The organism is Nostoc sp. 'Peltigera membranacea cyanobiont' 232 (assembly GCF_002245985.1).
Classification (GTDB): Bacteria; Cyanobacteriota; Cyanobacteriia; order Cyanobacteriales; family Nostocaceae; genus Nostoc.
Genome location: NZ_NOLK01000056.1, coordinates 15301 through 34014 on the forward strand (window position 1 = coordinate 15301; position 18714 = coordinate 34014).

The 18714-nt window shown below is 41.4% G+C and carries 13 protein-coding genes; 6 read left to right on the forward strand and 7 right to left on the reverse strand.

What is annotated here, in order from left to right:
* Positions 1-154: 154 nt before the first annotated feature.
* A complete protein-coding gene (locus CDG79_RS19305; protein ID WP_094343565.1) occupies positions 155-1384 on the reverse strand; it encodes an RNA-guided endonuclease InsQ/TnpB family protein in 1230 nt (409 codons plus the stop codon).
* 275 nt (positions 1385-1659) lie between these two features.
* Here CDG79_RS19305 and CDG79_RS19310 point away from each other — a divergent pair, with 275 nt between their 5' ends.
* The 5 genes from CDG79_RS19310 (at position 1660) to CDG79_RS19330 (ending at position 10141) form a co-directional block, all read left to right on the forward strand.
* A complete protein-coding gene (locus CDG79_RS19310; RefSeq protein WP_094343566.1) occupies positions 1660-2691 on the forward strand; it encodes a FecCD family ABC transporter permease in 1032 nt (343 codons plus the stop codon).
* Positions 2688-3728, forward strand: a complete 1041-nt coding sequence (locus tag CDG79_RS19315) for a FecCD family ABC transporter permease (protein WP_094343567.1) — start codon at positions 2688-2690, stop codon at positions 3726-3728. Before CDG79_RS19310 ends, CDG79_RS19315 begins: the two co-directional genes overlap by 4 nt.
* A gap of 91 nt (positions 3729-3819) precedes the next feature.
* Positions 3820-4638, forward strand: a complete 819-nt coding sequence (locus tag CDG79_RS19320) for an ABC transporter ATP-binding protein (RefSeq protein ID WP_094343587.1) — start codon at positions 3820-3822, stop codon at positions 4636-4638.
* Between the two features lie 353 nt (positions 4639-4991).
* Positions 4992-6803, forward strand: coding sequence for an ABC transporter ATP-binding protein (locus tag CDG79_RS19325; protein WP_094343568.1), 1812 nt, complete (start codon positions 4992-4994; stop codon positions 6801-6803).
* Positions 6804-7549: 746 nt separating this feature from the next.
* Positions 7550-10141 carry a chloride channel protein gene (locus tag CDG79_RS19330; RefSeq protein ID WP_094343569.1) on the forward strand — a complete coding sequence of 864 codons (2592 nt, stop codon included), beginning with the start codon at positions 7550-7552 and terminating at the stop codon, positions 10139-10141.
* A 60-nt stretch (positions 10142-10201) separates the two neighbouring features.
* On the opposite strand, the gene CDG79_RS19335 is transcribed toward CDG79_RS19330, so the two are convergent.
* The 3 genes from CDG79_RS19335 to serA form a co-directional block, all read right to left on the reverse strand.
* Positions 10202-11515 (reverse strand): hypothetical protein, encoded by a 1314-nt coding sequence (locus tag CDG79_RS19335; protein ID WP_094343570.1) that lies wholly within the window; start codon positions 11513-11515, stop codon positions 10202-10204.
* 150 nt (positions 11516-11665) lie between these two features.
* The gene (gene prmA, locus CDG79_RS19340; protein ID WP_094343571.1) at positions 11666-12586 is read right to left on the reverse strand and encodes a 50S ribosomal protein L11 methyltransferase; all 921 of its coding nucleotides are present in this window, start codon (positions 12584-12586) and stop codon (positions 11666-11668) included.
* A 154-nt stretch (positions 12587-12740) separates the two neighbouring features.
* Positions 12741-14321: a phosphoglycerate dehydrogenase gene (serA, locus tag CDG79_RS19345; protein ID WP_094343572.1), complete on the reverse strand. Its 1581-nt coding sequence runs from the start codon at positions 14319-14321 to the stop codon at positions 12741-12743.
* A 683-nt stretch (positions 14322-15004) separates the two neighbouring features.
* On the opposite strand from serA, the gene CDG79_RS19350 reads away from it, so the two are divergent.
* Positions 15005-15808 (forward strand): Uma2 family endonuclease, encoded by an 804-nt coding sequence (locus tag CDG79_RS19350; RefSeq protein ID WP_094343573.1) that lies wholly within the window; start codon positions 15005-15007, stop codon positions 15806-15808.
* Between the two features lie 348 nt (positions 15809-16156).
* Here the strand turns inward: CDG79_RS19350 and CDG79_RS19355 are convergent, their stop codons facing one another.
* From CDG79_RS19355 to CDG79_RS19360, 3 genes are all read right to left on the reverse strand, one after another.
* Positions 16157-17035 carry a sensor domain-containing diguanylate cyclase gene (locus CDG79_RS19355; RefSeq protein WP_223278212.1) on the reverse strand — a complete coding sequence of 293 codons (879 nt, stop codon included), beginning with the start codon at positions 17033-17035 and terminating at the stop codon, positions 16157-16159.
* A 23-nt stretch (positions 17036-17058) separates the two neighbouring features.
* The gene (locus tag CDG79_RS43835; protein ID WP_223278213.1) at positions 17059-17262 is read right to left on the reverse strand and encodes a hypothetical protein; all 204 of its coding nucleotides are present in this window, start codon (positions 17260-17262) and stop codon (positions 17059-17061) included.
* Positions 17263-17832: 570 nt separating this feature from the next.
* On the reverse strand, positions 17833-18687 hold the full coding sequence (locus CDG79_RS19360; RefSeq protein WP_094343574.1) for an HIT family protein: 855 nt from the start codon (positions 18685-18687) through the stop codon (positions 17833-17835).
* Positions 18688-18714 lie beyond the last annotated feature (27 nt).

Here is an 18714-nt window from a genome sequence, read left to right on the forward strand (position 1 = left end):
TTAAACAGACAAGGGCTTAAAGCCCTTTGATAAAAGTAGGAGTAGCCAAACTTCCACCACAGTCTACTAATCCCCATTCTGCATCCCCTTTGACAATACCACTTTATTGAGAAATAATATCAAAGCTGAAATAGTATTCTTGATTCATTGTGAACTACCCCAACTTACCGAGTACGGTTGAAGTTGGGGCTTCTGTAATCAAAGGGGAGTGCCTAAACTTAGACTTTCGCCCAAGAGTAGGACTTACCTCCCCTCCTACAGCAGAGACGGCTGAACCTTCCGCCTTTATCATTCTGATACCCTCTGCTCTAATGTTCTGCGCGGCGTTCGCGTCCCTGTCATGGTGAGTATTGCAAAGAGGACAAGTCCACTCGCGGACATCCAACGGCATCTCACCAATAGTATAGAAACAATTAGAACAGAGTTTGGAACTAGGGAACCATCTGTCAATCTCAACTAATTTTCCACCTCTGCGTTCTAGCTTATAAGCTAGAAAGTTGGTGAATGTTCCCCAGCCCACATCAGATATAGATTTCGCCAATTTGTGATTACGAACCATGCCTTTGACATGAAGATTTTCTACTATGACAGCTTGGCTATCGCTGACCAACTTATAACTAAGTTTATGTAGAAAATCCTGCCTTGAGTTACTAACTCGCTCGTAAACCTTGGCAACAACTTTTCTATATCTATTTCTTGACTTACTTCCTTTCTGTTTACGTGCTAATTTCTTTTGTTTGCGCTTGAGATTTTTTTCATGTTTGGCAAGATGCTTAGGGTTATCGTACTTGGAGACTTTCTCGCCATCGGTTACGACAGCAAAGTGTTTTAGTCCTAAGTCAATGCCATAAATCTTACCTTCTGAAATAACCGGATTTTCACCTTCTACTTCAGTCAGAATGGATGCAAGGTACTTACCTGATGGCGCTTTGCTTACAGTAGCAGTTTTGATTTTTCCCTCAATAGGTCTGTGTATTTTGGCTTTGACTATCCCTATATTGCCGGGAAGTTTTACATTACCATTTACAATCTTGACGTTTTGAGGATACTGGATAGACTGTTTTCCTATCTTTGATTTGAATTTAGGAAATCCAGCACGTTTCTCAAAAAAGTTTTTGTAGGCTGTAGTTAGATTCAGTGTCGTAGCCTGTAAAACTTGGCTATAACAATCAGCTAACCACACAGTCTCTTCTGCCTTTTTGAGTGCAGGAAGAAATGCGTTGAGTGCTGCACGGCTAAGTCCCTTGCCCGTTTCCTTATAAGTTTCAATCGACTTATTTAGAGCATAATTCCACCACCATCTAGCACACCCAAAAGTTTGCGCTAGTTGTATTTCTTGCTCAACTGACGGATATAAACGGACTTGTACAACCTTGTGTAGCACTCAATATCACCTCCTTGATGTGTTTATCTTATCATAAATATAGATTGTGGTAAAGTACTAAAATATGATGTTGGTGTTTTCGTCATCACCCGGCTATCCATCCCCACCGTGTAGACGGATGGGGAATTCCGCCGAATTAGTTAAAAACTTGGGAAAAGTCTACACGATCGTGTAATCTATATATTTATCAAGAAATATTATCAACTCTCATGCTTAAAAAGCATTAAAAAACAACCGACCAGTAGAGCGTAATATTTTCAAATAACGATAGGAGCATGATAAAAGCGACTACAGTATCACCTAGAGGATTGAAAAAGCCACAAATATCAGCCTTGTTTGGTCTAGTTTTGGGACTATGTATGCTGCTAATTTGTTTGGTTTACAGTGTGACGCTAGGTGCAGTAGAAATACCTCTGGGCAAGATTTTGTCATCTTTTATCACCTTTGATGGTTCTTACGATCGCTTAGTTATTCAGACCGTGAGATTACCGCGATCGCTAATTGCTATCCTTGTAGGTTCAGCTCTTGCTGTATCGGGAGCATTGATGCAGGGTTTGACGCGAAACCCCTTAGCAGATCCAGGTATCTTAGGTATTGAGTCGGGAGCCGCCCTCTTTGTCGTTGTTGCAACTTTCGTTTTTGGCAGCTTATCCATAAGTGTTTACGCACTTATGGCATTTTTTGGTGCGGGAGTAACAGCAATATTAGTTTACATGCTTGGTTCTCTGGGACGGGGAGGAGCTACCCCACTGAATCTGACGGTAGCAGGAGCGGCCTTAACTGCTCTGATTTCTTCCCTCACCACCGCTATCCTGATTCTCAGTCAAGAAACACTCGAACAAGTTAGATTTTGGTTAGCTGGTTCATTATCTGGTCGAGATTTTAATTTATTCTTACAAGTACTGCCTTTTGTCGGCATCGGATTAATCATAGCTTTTGCCCTCGGCAGACAAATTACCACTATGAGTTTAGGTGAAGATGTCGCCAAAGGTTTGGGTCAACAGACAGCTTGGATAAAAGTATTTACCGCTATCAGTGTAGTCTTATTAGCAGGAAGTTCCGTCGCCCTGGCAGGGCCAATCGGCTTCATTGGTTTAGTCGTTCCCCATATAGTGAAATTTTATATTAAAGCCGATTATCGTTGGATATTACCTCATTGTGCAGTTTTGGGGGCTATTTTGCTCTTGGTTGCAGATATTGCTGCCCGTGTCTTGCTCAAACCGCAGGAGTTACCTGTAGGTGTAATGACAGCACTAGTTGGCGCTCCTTTTTTTGTCTATCTGGCTAAATCAAAGGTGAAAAAATGAAGGTTGATTGGCTAGTCATTCGTTCTCCGGCGATATCTTTCCGAATTGACCGACGTGTACCAGTCATACTGCTATGTTTGACAGTTGGGATTGTAGTGGCGATGGTGATGAATGTCGGGCAGGGTGAATACCCAATCTCACCTTTAAATATCGTCAAAACTCTATTGGGTATAGATACGGGAAACCCAGACCATGCATTCGTGATTGAGGATTTGCGTTTACCCCGCACCCTTGTAGCCTTTATGGTGGGAGTAGCCCTGGCAATATCTGGCACTGTCTTTCAAGGACTGACACGCAATCCATTAGCAGACCCAGGTATTATCGGCATCAATGCTGGAGCGAGCCTGGGGGCAGTTGCAGTAATTGTACTACTGCCATCAGCACCGATTTATACCTTACCTCTATCAGCCTTTGGTGGTGCTTTGCTGATGGCGGTTTTAATTTACTCTCTAGCTTGGAATCAAGGTAGTTCTCCGATTCTATTAATTTTGATGGGTATTGGCTTATCTGCGATCGCAAGTGCCATAACCAGCTTGATGATTACCTATGGAGAAATTTATGACGTTAGCAATGCTTTAGTTTGGTTAGCTGGGAGCGTTTACGGTCGTACCTGGGAGCAAGTTTTTTCTTTGTTACCTTGGTTAATTGTTTTTGTGCCTATGGCTTTGACGCTAGCTAGGCATTTGAACGCTTTAAACTTGGGAGATGATGTCGCCAAAAGTTTAGGTAGTCAGGTGGAATGGCAACGTGGTTTACTCACAGTGGTAGGTGTAGCCTTAGCTGGTGCAGGAGTCGCCACCGCCGGAAATATTGGTTTCATTGGTTTAATTGCACCCCATTTAGGACGACAGTTGGTAGGTGCAACCCATGAAGCTTTGATTCCTACTTCCGCCCTCTTGGGAGGAGTGATTGTTGTCATGGCAGACTTACTAGGAAGAATGCTATTTGCACCTATTGAACTTCCTTGTGGGGTAATAACTGCTGCCATTGGCGCTCCTTATTTTCTTTATTTATTAATTCGTAACCGCAAAAAATAAGGGATTGAAAACTGGGGATTGAGAATATTTTATCAACCTAAAAATCAGATTTTCATAAATCCAAAATCTAAAATCTAAAATGGTTTCACTTATGAAAGGACTGTCAACCAAAAGTCTATCTTTAGCTTACGATGGTGCTACGATTATCCGTGACCTCAATTTGGCAATTCCCACCGGACAAATTACTGGTTTAGTTGGTGCTAATGGTTGTGGTAAATCAACGTTGTTACGAGGTTTGGCTAGATTGCTCAAACCCAGTAGTGGTACGGTATATCTTGATGGAACGTCCATTTTTAATCTTTCCACCAAAGAAGTAGCGCAGCAGTTAGGTATTTTACCCCAGGGGCCAGTAGCACCGGAAGGTTTAACAGTGCGAGATTTAGTAGCACAAGGACGTTACCCTTATCAAAATTGGTTGCAGCAGTGGTCGGCAAAAGATGAAAAAATCGTACAGCAGGCACTAGAAATTACAGATTTGTTGAAATTGGCAGATAGAGCATTAGATACTTTATCTGGTGGACAACGACAAAGAGCTTGGATTGCAATGGCGCTGGCGCAAGATACAGATATTTTACTTTTAGATGAACCGACTACTTTTTTAGATTTAGCGCACCAAATAGAAATTTTGGATTTGTTGTATGAGTTGAACCAAACTCAAGGACGAACAATTGTAATGGTGCTACATGATTTAAACCAAGCGTGTCGTTATGCTGATTACTTAATAGCAGTCAAAGATGGTCGAATTTTTGCTGCTGGGGAACCAAAGTTAGTGATGACTCAAGAAATGGTTCAAGAAGTTTTTAGATTGGAGTGTCAGATTATTCTCGATCCTGTTGTGGGGACACCGATGTGTTTACCTATAGGACGCAAGGGAAAGGAAAATAATAAACAAATTTACTTAAATTCCTGATGCTATTTCTGCTAATACAGCACAGCGAAAATCCAGCTTCGGCCATATTGTACTAAAAATATAGGAATTCGGTTTGATTTCTGAAAATATCCGTAGGATGTGTTAGCACGGAGAGTACGGCATCAAACCCTTGAGAATAGTGCGTTACGAACTCCGTTCTAACACAACGCCAGTTGCTACAACGGAGGGAACCTCCCTTCGGGTTCACCAGTCGCCTAGGTTGGGAAACCCGCCTACAGCGCTGGATTCACCGCAACGCACTGGCTCCTCTACAATACCTAATTTCGTTCAAAAATAAAATAGTAATCCTATATCGCTCTTATCAATCACCTAACTACAAACAATAAACAGTCGTGACAATCACATCAAAATCTTCCATAGCGCCTAATAAGCCTAGCAATTCAGCCCATCCTTTACAACGCGTGCTTAACTATGGAAGACGCTATCGCCAACAAATTTGGCAAGCAACATCATTTTCAATCATTAATACGATATTAGATTTAGCACCACCGTGGTTGATTGGTACTGCGGTAGATATTCTCGTCAAGAAGGAAGATTCCCTAATTGGAAAATGGGGAATTAAAGATACATTTTCACAATTTTTGTTGCTTTCATCGATCACTGTCATTCTTTGGATGTTTGAATCGCTTTCTCAGTATGCTTACGATCGGCTGTGGCGTAATTTAGCCCAAAATATTCAGCATGATTTACGCTTGGATACTTACAATCATGTACAAGAATTAGATTCAGCTTACTTTGAAGAAAGTAGCACTGGGGGCTTGATGTCAATACTGAATGATGACATCAACCAGTTAGAAGATTTTTTAAATTTCGGAGCCAACGACATCATTCAGATTAGTACCTCGATCCTCATTTTAACTGTTGGTGCTTTCTGGATTTTACCTCCCTCCATTACTTTAGTAGTAATGCTACCAATGCCATTTATTGTTTGGGGTTCTTTCACTTATCAAAAACGTCTAGAAGCTCGGTATGCTGATGTGCGGGATAAAGTAGGTTTTCTAAACTCCCGACTAGCAAATAATCTCAGTGGAATTAACACAATTAAGAGTTTCACTGCTGAAGCTTATGAAAGTGCTAGATTGGCAAGCGAAAGCGAAGCATATAGAAAAAGTAATACCAAAGCAATTAAACTTTCGGCTGCATTTATTCCCATAATTAGAATGCTAGTTTTAATCGGGTTCACAGCCTTGCTATTTTGGGGAGGTATGGCAACATCTACTGGGACAATATCTATTGGTAATTACAGTGTCTTACTCGTTTTAGTACAGAGGCTATTGTGGCCATTAGTCTCATTAGGAGAAATCTTTGACAAATATCAAAGGTCAATGGCTTCCGTCAATCGGGTTATGAATTTGTTGGATGCTCCCATCAATATTATTAGAGGGGATATATCTTTACATACTTCTCAGGTACGTGGTGAAATTGACTTCAAGCAAGTTACTTTTGCTTATCAAGATAGAGAACCAGTAATTAAGAAACTATCTTTACACATTCCCCAAAGCCAAACTATTGCTATTGTTGGTTCTACAGGTTCTGGTAAAAGCACTTTAGTTAAATTACTATTGCGATTTTATGACATTTCTTCTGGAAAGATTACCATTGATGGCATTGATATCCAAAATTTAAATTTACATGATTTGCGTAGTAGTATTGGCTTGGTAAGTCAGGATGTATTCTTATTTCATGGTACTGTTGCTGAGAATATTGCCTATGGAACTTTTGATGCTAACGATGAACAAATAATTAAAGCTGCCAAAATTGCCGAAGCTCATGATTTTATTATGCGACTCCCTCAAAAATATGAGACGATAGTTGGAGAACGGGGTCAAAAATTATCTGGTGGACAAAGGCAAAGAATTGCGATCGCTAGGGCTGTGGTAAAAAATCCACCTATATTAGTTTTAGATGAAGCTACATCAGCAGTGGATAATGAAACCGAAGCGGCAATTCAGCGTTCCTTAGAAAGGATTACTGTTAATCGAACAACCATAGCTATAGCCCATCGCCTTTCTACTATTCGTAATGCTAATTGCATTTATGTAATGGAATATGGCGAGTTGGTTGAGTCAGGAACCCATGAAGAATTGTTAGATAAGAACGGGATTTATGCTAATTTGTGGCGCGTGCAATCGGGGGAAAAATAAAAGCGACAGTGTTGCTCAAATTGGACATGAATCATCTTGAGCAACACGCAAAGGCAATGTACTTGTTTCCTTATGGCCTTAATTATAAGTCTTTAAGTTGACACAACAATATTTTTGAGTGGTATCATTATTGCCATCAAGAGGATAACTTAAGTAGCGACTTCGAGGCAGTTTGAAGGTATTATCGCTGAAAAGAGTTGTAAAAGTCTCAGGAATACCATTGAAATTAATATACTCATAGTACAAAACTAAATCACTATTTTTCTCCGATCGCAATGAGAAAAAAGATCGGAAGTTTATCAGGGTTCCATCTGAGCTATTATGAATAATTTTTCTCTCTACCAAAGCAATTGTTCATTTGAGCAAGAGTTTACAACCAAGGAGAATCCACTTAAATAAAACACAGTTAATTAAATAACCCAAGTTGCTAATTACTCTTTTGGGTCACGTAGGTAATGAAATTCACTCCAGAAAAAAATTAGGAGGGATTATACTAAACAAAATAATTACCATTTATACTATGACTGATAACTTGTTGTTCGCGTAGCGTCTCGTTGGCGCAGCCTCTCGTAGAGAAGAGAAGGCGATGCCTACGGGTATAAAGACGATATTCGTGTCTAATGGCGATCGCCATTACCAATGCCAGAGTTTCCGCTTGCTTATGTTTGAACAGAGCCGATAGGGTAAATGGTAAGATATTTCAGGCATTTATATACCTTCATTTATGACAAGTGATTGCTAAAAATATGTTGGCCAAGGGAAAAATTCTGTGGTTGAGGCTTTCTCGTCAGATGCTTCGACCTAGGCGTTTGGCTTTCGTTGAAGCTTGTCTGATTGGTTTAGTTTCTGGGCTAGCAGCAGTTCTATTAGGACAGGCTGTAGACTGGGCGGGAGCATGGCGAGTCCATCTTTCTTATCTGTGGCCTGCTTATTTGGTGCTACCAGGCATTGGACTGGTAGGAGGAATTTTAGCTGGTTGGTTAGTAGAGCGCTTTGCACCGGAAGCATCGGGTAGTGGGATGTCGGAAGTGAAAGCAGTATTGGCTCGCGTGCCGATGCCGTTAAATCTACGGATTGCTTTGGTGAAGCTGGTTAGCGCTACACTAGTGCTGGGTTCTGGAATGCCTTTAGGACGAGAAGGGCCGACTGTCCAAATTGGGGCAGCTTTGGCAAATCAACTTAGTAACTGGGTGCCGACTTCACCAGAGCATCGTCGCCAACTGATCGCCGCCGGAGCAGGCGCTGGGTTAGCTGCGGCTTTTAATGCACCTATTGCCGGTGTCCTTTTTGTAGTGGAAGAATTACTCCAAGATGTGTCAGGGATCACTCTTGGCACTGCGATTTTGGCTTCTTTCATCGCTTCAGTCATTTCCCGACTCTATGGTAGTCACAGCCTCGATCTGAATCATCTGAATTTAGGATTTTCACATACAACTTTCTTCGCTCAGGAAATCCCTTTCTACTTGATTTTGGGAGTGCTGGCTGGGCTACTAGGTATTCTGTTTAATAAAAGTATTCTTGCAAGTCTGGCAATTAATCGGCGTTTACTAAACCTGAGTTTACCCTGGCGAATTGGAATTGTGGGGCTAGTGACTGGTGTTGTAATAGCTCTGTTACCTATAACTTTTCGCAATAATGCTGGGCTGAGAGAAATTTTGCTTGTAGGTAGTGGTGATTGGCTATTTGCAGCGATCGCTTTTTTAGTCCAGTTTATCCTAATTATTTTAACCTACGGCTCAGGTGCGCCAGGGGGTTTGCTGGTTCCCACCTTGGCATTAGGATCTGCCCTTGGTTACTTGGTGGGTGCTACCGAACAGAGTTTGCTAGGAATGAGTGCTGCAACAACCTACGCTCATGTGGGAATGGCTGCGTTTTTTAGCGCTGTCTCTAAGGTACCAATCACAGCAGTTGTCATTGTGTTCGAGATGACGACAGATTTCAATCTGGTGCTACCGTTAATGATTGTATCTGTGATTGCCTATTTGGTAGCGGAAAAAATTGACCCGCGATCGCTCTATGACCTTCTACTAGAGTGGAAAGGGATTCACATTACAAAAGAGCCAAGCACAGAAGGGTTTCTAGCACAAATAAGTGCCGCAGATGTGATGCAGCGACGTGTCGAAACCTTATCTAGCCAGATGAGCACTGATGAAGCAATGCAGGCATTTTCTGATTCTCACCATCGCAACTTCCCAATTTTAGAAAATGGTAAAGTTGTTGGTATTATCACTCAGAAAGATTTAGTTAGTCTTGCCTCGCAACATTTAGGTGGAGATACACCTATTAGTGAGATTATGACACCAGAGCCAGTAACAATAAGTCCCACAGCTACACTGGCCCATGTACTGCATATACTCAATCGTTATCACCTAAGCTGCTTACCTGTTACAGAAGGTCGGAAGCTAATCGGAATTATTACTCGCAGTGATATTATTCGTGTAGAAGCAGAGAAGTTGAGTGGTAATACCCAACAGATAGAATCGAAATCAGTACCTTCTTATGTGATTTACCAAACTCGCGCTCCAGCTACAGGCAAAGGAAGGTTACTATTACCACTTTCACATCCGCAAACAGCCGAGACTTTACTACAAATGGCAGTTGCGATCGCCAAAGATCGCAATTACGAAATAGAATGTCTCCAAGTAATTATTGTTCCATCTAACCGTATTCCATCTGAAACACCAGTACAAATTACCAAAAGCCTTGAGCTTTTGCAAAGGGCAATACTGTTAGGAGAGAAGTTGCGGATTCCCGTTCACACCCAGATCCGAGTTACCCATAATGTCGCTGGGGCAATTTTGGAGAGTGTGAAAGAGCGGCACATTGATTTGGTGTTGATGGGATGGAAAGGCAGTACATCAACTCCTGGTAGAGTTTTCAGCCGAGTGGTGGATACCATAATTCGACAGGCAAGTTGTGATGTTGTCTTGGCTAAATTGCATGATAAAAGAGCTTTTGATCGTTGGTTGCTGCCAATGGCAGGTGGCCCTAACTCCAGCCAAGCAATTAAGCTATTACCTGCTCTTACTTCTTTAAGTACCTCGCCCCAAATCAAGCTCTGTCAGGTTTTCCACCCTACTGGCTCCATTCCTGACACAACATTATTGGAAAAATCTGTCCACTTTCTCCAACGCCGAGTTAAAGGTAAGGTGGTGGCTACTCCAGTCCAGGCCAATTCTGTTTCTGAGGCTGTACTTGAGTGCGCCGAACAAGACAACAGTGATGTGATTGTTCTAGGGGCTAGCCGTGAAAGTCTCTTGCAACAAGCGATTCAAGGAAATATTGCTGAGAATATTTCTCGCAAGAGTAGTTGCACAGTGATTATGGTCAAAACTTAATTACGTAGACGCAAGCCATCCTTACAGGTAGAATCATTGTACAAATGAGCTAGTCTGGAATTATTGATTTTGATTGTTTAAGATTGTAGTACTAGTTTTATCTTTTTCTAGTTCTCTTATTAAAGAATCAAAACCGCTAGTGTTGTTTCCACCTTTGGCTAATAAAGACTGAATTTTATTTATTATCGCACTCATATTATCCGAGAAAAATCTACCAAGATTATTAACAAAGTTTTTCAGCTTCTCAAATATACTAATTTCTACAGTTGAGTACTTATTCACAATTGGATATACAACTTTCCCTTTTTCTGTTTCATAGTACTCTTGCTCAGGCATCAACATAGATGTAAGTGGTTGCACCTGTTTTGCCATATCTGCTTCAGTTCGTTTATGGCTGAGGAATAAAACATCGTAAACTTTGCCGTTCCAGCTAGCCCAATAATGATTTTGGAAAAACCACCGCTTACCATCATCACAATTAGGTTTTTTACCTTGGTATGGTGTAACTCCAGCTTCACTCAAAAAAGGTTTGGCAATGCTTTCAATTGTTATTTTTTTGATGCCAAAATATTCTTCTGCAACCTTTTTAAAAGTACGAGCTAATGTCTGACAATCTCCTTCTGGAGAGCCTTTCAAGAGAGTTTCTGGACTCTTGCTCACCATTATGTATTGAAATTGGATATTTGCAAAGTTTTTGAATAGTTGTTCCAGAATTTTATCTTCTGGTAATGTGTCATCTATGCCATTTACTAGTGTTTTGGCTAGTGAGTAATCTTGTAAAAATTTTTGTTTTTTATCTGCTGAATTATTTACTGCTAATATTTCTTCAGAGCTTGCTTGTTCGTTTCTGCTACCTGGTAGGTTCGTTTGCTCTCCTTCCTGGGTTTGCAGAGTAGGTAGATTAATTTGGCTAACTACAGAAGTAGCTACTCTATCCGCTTCTTGTTCATATCGATCTCCTTGTTGACTAATAGTGAGTTTTGGCTGTATTAATGGTTCCATTTGTGCTAGTGAGACAATATCGGCACGTTTTATCGCCATTTTGTCAATGTTATGACCAAATTGGGCAGAATGTTTCTTTCCTTGCTGCAACGACTCATTCATCTTTGCTTGTAATACAGTGAGTCGTTCCTGTCCCTCTGGCGTGATAGTGCCCTGCTTGGCTTGGATTTGGAGTTTTGTTGCCTCAAACCGATCCTGTTGAAATTTCTGATTCTCTACTTTCGCCTGTATTATAGGCTTGTCGGAGCCAAGTTGAGAGTGATTAGTTAACAGTTGCGTAGGCGTAGCCCGTTGTAGACATCGCAACTGACTTTGTTCTGACTTAGAAGCGGATGAGTCAGCTTTTTTGTGGATTTGTAGCCGTTCTTTCATCGCTGGTTTCAAAAGTCAATAGTGGATAATCTATATATTATGTCACTTCAGATTGCTTGATTACTTATACTTAAGTCGAATAGTTGAAACTTTCATTTTCAGGTAGGGGCAATTCATCTATTGCCCCTCCAGTGTGTAGTTTTGCGTAGGTTAAGAACGCCGCACATTCAAGCAACACCATTCTTTTCGTTTCCACAGGGTAGCTACGACCCAACCATGTTTTTCTAACGCGTCAGCAACAGCTTTAGATTGTTCTAGTAAAATACCACTGAAGATCGCCCAAGTTTCAGGTTTAGCGATCGCACTCATTTCTGGAATCAACTCTATAATCACATTAGCCAAAATATTGCAAACAATACCATCCACTGGTTTCTCAATCAGTTTTGTCAAAACGTCTACACTTCCCAGTGCAGGTAGTAAACGTTCTGAGCTAATGTCGTTCAGGACACCATTACTGATAGTTGATTGCACCGCCAAAGGATCGTTATCTACTGCATAGACTTTCTCTGCTCCCAGTAGCAGCGCTCCAATGGAAAGAATACCAGAACCACAGCCAATATCCGCAATTATCAGGTGTTCATGTTTCCCACCAGTACCCACAAAGGACTGAGGAACTCCACTTAGACGCATTTCCAGGGATTCCAAACATAACTGAGTGGTGGCATGGTTGCCTGTACCAAATGCTACACCTGGATCGAGACGAATCACTAACCGTTCGGTTGTTTCTGGCAATGGTAGCCAAGCGGGATTAATTAGGAAGCGATCGCCGATTTCTTGCGGATGCCAATATTGTTTCCAGCTAGTTGCCCAATCTTCCTCATCAATTAACTGCCATTGCAGAGAGGGAGATGAAAGCCCTACACAAAGTGCATCTTGACGCAGCCATAGCGACAGCGCTGCCAAATCTAGGAGCTGCGTTTGAATTGTGGATAAATAAGCCTTGACTAAAAATGAATTTCCCTTATTTTCACTAGCTGTCCCACGACAGCCAAAATCTTCCAGTCGCCAAAAGATTGAATCTTCTAGGTCTGGCTCGCATAAAATCTGTAGTTCCCACCAGGTGTTTGCCATTTTTGAGTGCTGTTAGCGCTAGCGGGGCGTTTAGCCTGTTCTGAGTGCTAAGTGTTGAGTTTGAGAGAGTTAGGAGTTAGGAGTTGTTATTCTCATTTTTTACTTTTCACTCCTAATTTTTTTTACTCAGCACTCATTACTCAGCACTCAGCGCTCATAGTGTTACTGTATATGCGTCCCGAATACCAGGGACTTTTATAATCTCATCCAAAATGCCTTCAGGTAAAGGGTCATCTATACTCAGAGCCATTACCGCATCACCACGGACGATTTTACGACCTACTTGCATACTGGCAATATTCACATTAAAACTGCCGAGTAGGGAACCAAGTTTGCCAATAATCCCCGGCATATCGCGGTGCAGGGTAAACAGCATATATTTGCTAGGTGGGACGTTAATGGGGAAACCATCAACATCAGTCAGGTGGATTTCCCGCTCACCCAACAAAGCACCTGTGACAGAATGAGTACCTAAAGTACCCGTGGCTTCTAGATGAAGCGTTCCGGCATAGTCTCGAATGGAAGCATCGCGGGTTTCAATTACCCGAATTCCGCGTTCTTTGGCTTCTATGCTGGCATTGACGTAATTTACCCGTTCTCGCAAAGCTTGATAAAGTAATCCTTTGAGGGCAGCTACTATCAAAGGCTGACTTTTGTTGGTCGCGAGTTCTCCTTGCAGTCGAATATTGAGTACTTCTACCCGTCCGCCAGCTAGCTGTCCTACTAGATTACCTAGAGTTTCTGCTAGTTGCATGTAGGGTTTGAGTTCTTCCAACACATCAGGGCCGAGTCCAGGAATGTTGACGGCTGAACGCGCTGGTAGTCCTAAAAGGACATCTCGAATTTGTTCGGCAACATCAATAGCCACATTCACTTGAGCTTCTGCGGTAGAGGCTCCCAAGTGGGGGGTGAGGATAACTTCTTTACCTAGCGATCGCAATTCAGATTCACCGAGTGGTTCAGACTCGAATACATCCAAGGCTGCACCGCCGATTTTACCAGCTTTCAGAGCTGCTGCTAAAGCTACTTCATCAATGATCCCACCACGAGCGCAGTTGATAATCCGGGCTGTGGGTTTCATCTTTGCCAGAGTTGTGGCATTGATCAAGTGGGTGGTTTCTGGGGTTTTGGGGATGTGCAGGGTGATATAGTCTGCTTGCTGGAAGAGTAAATCTAGCTCCACTAACTGACAGCCAAGTTGTTCGGCTCGGTCTGTAGAAATAAAAGGGTCATAAGCTAGGAGTTTCATCCCCATTGTCTTAGCTACAGCAGCAACATGGGAGCCAATCTTACCCAAACCAACAACGCCGAGAGTTTTTTTGTAGACTTCCGCGCCGACAAAGCTATTGCGATCCCACGCACCGCGTTTCACCGAGGCGTTAGCATCGGGGATGTGGCGAGATAAGGCCAAAATCATTGCTAGTGCATGTTCGGCAGCGGCAATTGTATTTCCCTCTGGAGAATTGACTACCACAATTCCCCGACGTGTGGCTGCGGGAACATCCACATTATCCACACCCACGCCAGCACGACCGATGATTTTTAGCTGAGTGCCGGCTTCAATGATTTCTTGAGTGACACGTGTACTAGAGCGAATCATCAGTGCATCATACTCACCAATAATTTCGAGCAGTTGGGCTGGTTTTAGACCTATTTTGACATCAACGGTCGCAACTTGCGAAAGAATGTCAATTCCAGCTTGGTCAATAGAATCTGAGACAAGAACCTTAGACATGATTACTACATTTAAAGCTACAGGTTTTGCTACACAAGACTTTTTAGTTTAGTCCTTATCTGTCGCAATTCAGCAAAATTATTTGTTTGAATATCAACTTAACCTTTACTTACGCTACGTGCTGATGGTATCGAAGCGTGAGTTGCTTCCGATAGGTACTCCCTCCTAAGTATTTGAATCTGAGTAGCTGTTTGCGCCACCTGTCGCTAAATATAAAGCATTAATAGCACTAAGCACCTATATATTTATTAATAGTTAAGAGTTACCAAAATTTTATCGGCTTAAGCAATTTCCTTGATGGGTTAAAAACGCCTGTATTCTTGACTTGGCTGCAACTTTCGCTGAAGCAATGCTCTGCACAAGCAGCAAATGAGCTAGTAACTATTATATCTGTCGAATCTTGTCTGTTTATCATTACCACAAGTGGTATCTCTTAGTCAAAGCAAAACATTGCATAATTAAGATAATCGGATTGTGATAGCTAGAATTTAGGGATCAAATAAATTTTATTGTTCATGATTCCGGCAGATTTAAAATTGTTTAGTAATTAAAAGCTAGCAACTATATTCAGTAGAGTATTTAATGTCCATTAGTACTCTACTGAACATAGTTGCGGAGAAATCGCTATAATTCTGGTGAGCCAAATAGAGCCAAATATCCTTTGAGTTTTGGGGAAACCAGCCATGTTAGAGTACAACTTACCAAGGTACTTGCCCTCAGCCGAGGAGCTACCAGACTCTGACGAAACACCTGTGGATAATGAACTACAAGAATTGATACCAGGGTTGCTGAAAGCGATCCTGCTGATACTTTGGTCAGAACGCATGGACTGGCTATTTGCCATAGATATGGGTATTTATTATCACCCTGATAAACCGCCCATTGTGCCAGATGGGTTTTTGAGCTTAGGGGTAGAGCGGTTTTATGATGAAGAGTTGCGTCCCAGTTATGTGCTGTGGGATGAAAATGTTGTACCGATTTTCGTCCTAGAAGTAGTTTCGCAAAATTATCGCAAAGAATACACTACTAAACTGGATGAATATGCAGCGTTGGGCGTACTTTACTACGTGATTTATTCCTCTCGTCGCCGCCGCAAACCCCATCTGGAAGTACATAAGTTAGTTAATGGTAAGTATGAATTGCAAGAAGGAAACCCTGTTTGGCTACCAGAAATTGGCTTAGGAATTGGTTGCGAAAGGGGAAATTATTGCGGTGTAATGCGGGAATGGATGTATTGGTATGATGAACAAGGACAACGGTATCTCACGCCCGCAGAACAAATAAAACAAGAAGCACAACGCGCTCAACAAGAAGCACAACGCGCTCAACAAGAAGCACAACGCGCTCAACAAGAAACACAACGCGCTCAACAAGAAGCACAACGCGCTCAACAAGAAACACAACGCGCTCAACAAGCAGAAGAACGGGTGCAACAATTGACAGAACAATTAAGAGCGCTAGGAATAGATCCAGATAATCTGGGTTAAGTAGGTAGGCATAATTAAATATAAAATGTCATTGCGAAGCAATCGCAAAGTGTCTGGGATTGCTTCGCAATGACGGAACATATTATATTTATTCACGCCCATCTACTTAACTGAAATATTTTGCAATATTTTTAACTAGACTGAAAAATCCGATTTTTTAGATTTATGTATTTTTCATCCAGCAGAATTCAGCAGTGGAGCAAGGAAAGCTCTGCCAAGTTGTCATAATTGGTGAAGTCAGAAGTAAAACAGGCTTTATATCTACCTTTGAGACTTAAATTGTGTACTTAACCTTCCTTAAAATCTGCTATAAATCATTGTTTAAATTTCTACATTTTATCAATTAGATTACACACGCTTGATGCAATTGCGCCCATCTAACTTAGCGGCATATAGCGCTTGATCGACTACTTGCAATAACTCATCAGTGGTTTTTCCATGATCTGGAAACACGGCTACTCCACCTGAAACCGTTGTATATATTTCTTTACCTCTAGATTCCAACCGCGCAGCTTGAAACGATAACCGAATATGTTCGGCGTGTTGAAAGGCTTTCTCCTGTGTCAGCCCAGGTAAAGCTAATACAAACTCTTCACCACCATATCGGCATACAATGTTTTGAGAATCACTATCACTATAGTAGCGAAGAAGGTCTGCAAATATCTGAATTACGCGATCGCCAGCCTGATGACCAAATATATCATTAACATTTTTAAAATAATCGATGTCCATAATTATCAAAGCAACTCGCTCAGAATCTCGCGTTGCTCGTATTAGTTCTTTTGGGAATATCTCGTCAAAATAACGCCGATTAAACAAGCCTGTCAGTCCGTCTCGTATAGCCTGTTCTCGTAACTGAACCTGTAATGTTTGAATTTCGAGTACCTGTTTTTGCAAATATTCATTCGCCTCTCGGAGTTCAGATTCAGCCTGATAACGTTGGGAAATGTCACGCAAAACAAGTAAACGTCCTGTTAACTGCTTGCGCCCATTGTGTAATGAGGTAATTAGTAGCTCTACATAACAAGGAGTTAGCGAATCTATGAATATTTCTGTTTTGAAGCTTTCATGAGTATGGTACAGCCTGACGATTTCTGGCCATTTTGCTAGAACTTGAGCCGCAGGTTGTCCAATATGCTGCTTTTTTACCCCAATCAGACGTTTTAGCGCCGGATTAAAGTCAATAATCCGGTTTTGGGCATCCAACACCAACACACCGTCACTCATATTCTCAATCAACGTGTCTCTAGCTACAGGAACGAGGTCAAGAGGATTGTTGCTGCTGCTTCCATTGCTGCAACAGTAGCGTATCCCGCGATCGCTAGCATCATCGAAATGAAAGGCTTGCTAGCCAAACAAATTGAGCGACGCTGCCAAGCTGCAAACGCAACAGTAGTTGAGATGATTACAGTAACGCTCAGAATAACAAAATAGAGATTGTACTGAAAAAGCATGGTGACGAAGCATTTAATATTTGATCTCAACCTTATGAGATAAGTTTGAGCAAGTCATGATTTTCCAGTGATTTTCATAATCATGTCAAAAAAGCCAAGTTATAGCAGAATTCTGGCCAATACTTCTCGGTTAAGTCAACTTAACGCGAGATGGGCGGTTAGAAACTGCGTCTACACAAACAAAACCCACCTCCGTGGGTTAAACAAGCCTTAATTTTCTTTTAGTCAGCGTAGGCGGACAATGCCAGTGTAGCCGCGAATTCCATTCGCCGAGTCTTAACGTTGACACCTATGCCCTTACCCCTTCCCCTTTTCGCCTTAACCGAGAAGTATTGGAATTCTGGCTCATGAATTCTTAGCTCGACTTTATCCATTTTTTCGCAATGCGATACTCCTGCGGAGTCGTTGCACAAACGCCTAAGCTGAAACCTTTGTGGAACGGTAGTTTGACTTTTTTGAATTCATCGATAATCTGTGACGTGGAAAAAGTATTTGCCAAAAAGCCAGGGTTTTTGCCGGATAAAGAAAACCAAGTTCTTAATTTTGGATAAAGTCGAGCTTAGAGAAAAACTATTGTTTTTTAGGAATAACGTTCCTGATTCCACTTTTACTAGAGACAGTATCACCTTTGTAGCGAGGGATAATATGAATACTGACGTGCATAATATTTTGACCGGCGGCTCGATTGATATTCATTCCTATATTAAAGCCATCAGGTTCAAATTCTGATTTTAGAATTTCTTGTACTTGATTCACCATAAACCAGCAAGCAGATTGCTCTTTCATCGGTAGTTCAAAATAACTGCTAACATGACGTTTTGGGATAACTAAAACGTGTCCTTTGCTTATAGGATAGCCATCAAAAATAGCATAAGCCGTTGCTGATTCAGTTACTAGTTTGAGAGTTTTATGGGGATTACAAAATATACAATAGTTAGAGGAATTTCGCTGATGATTATAGTGAATATACTCATATAATTCCCGATGCTCATCTAAGGAAACTGAAGTAAAGGGAAGTTTGACAATACACTGATAGGTAGGTTTTTTATGGACATAATGTTCTCGAAACCCTTCTTTTTTGAGATCCCTTCTTACAGCATAATAAGCTTTGCCCCCTGGTTTTAATAAGTGTGATACTTCCATAAGAACATTAGTTTGTTCTTCAGTAAATAAAACATTTAAAACATAAAAGCAAATTATTGTATCAAATTTAGTATCAGGATATTCTGGAAAATAATAAGGGTCATAGCCTGTAATATCACAACCTTTTTGGCTCAATATTTTAACATCATTACCAAAGCCACAGCCAAAATCTAGTATTTTGCCTTGGAGAAGGTTTTGATTTAATAAAAACTGTGCAGGAAATGATAGATAACTTCTTTCGATCGCAGTAAGATGGCTGAACTGATTTTTTTGCTGTTTCATGGAATTTTTGGTGCTGATATCCCAAAA

Coding starts and splice junctions, on each gene's coding strand:
- CDG79_RS19350 (WP_094343573.1), top strand. CDS start 15,005: ATGTTAGAGTACAACTTACCAAGGTACTTGCCCTCAGCCGAGGAGCTA.
- CDG79_RS19360 (WP_094343574.1), bottom strand. CDS start 18,687: ATGAAACAGCAAAAAAATCAGTTCAGCCATCTTACTGCGATCGAAAGA.
- CDG79_RS19330 (WP_094343569.1), top strand. CDS start 7,550: ATGTTGGCCAAGGGAAAAATTCTGTGGTTGAGGCTTTCTCGTCAGATG.
- CDG79_RS43835 (WP_223278213.1), bottom strand. CDS start 17,262: ATGCTTTTTCAGTACAATCTCTATTTTGTTATTCTGAGCGTTACTGTA.
- prmA (WP_094343571.1), bottom strand. CDS start 12,586: ATGGCAAACACCTGGTGGGAACTACAGATTTTATGCGAGCCAGACCTA.
- CDG79_RS19320 (WP_094343587.1), top strand. CDS start 3,820: ATGAAAGGACTGTCAACCAAAAGTCTATCTTTAGCTTACGATGGTGCT.
- CDG79_RS19355 (WP_223278212.1), bottom strand. CDS start 17,035: ATGAGTGACGGTGTGTTGGTGTTGGATGCCCAAAACCGGATTATTGAC.
- CDG79_RS19310 (WP_094343566.1), top strand. CDS start 1,660: ATGATAAAAGCGACTACAGTATCACCTAGAGGATTGAAAAAGCCACAA.
- serA (WP_094343572.1), bottom strand. CDS start 14,321: ATGTCTAAGGTTCTTGTCTCAGATTCTATTGACCAAGCTGGAATTGAC.
- CDG79_RS19335 (WP_094343570.1), bottom strand. CDS start 11,515: ATGAAAGAACGGCTACAAATCCACAAAAAAGCTGACTCATCCGCTTCT.
- CDG79_RS19315 (WP_094343567.1), top strand. CDS start 2,688: ATGAAGGTTGATTGGCTAGTCATTCGTTCTCCGGCGATATCTTTCCGA.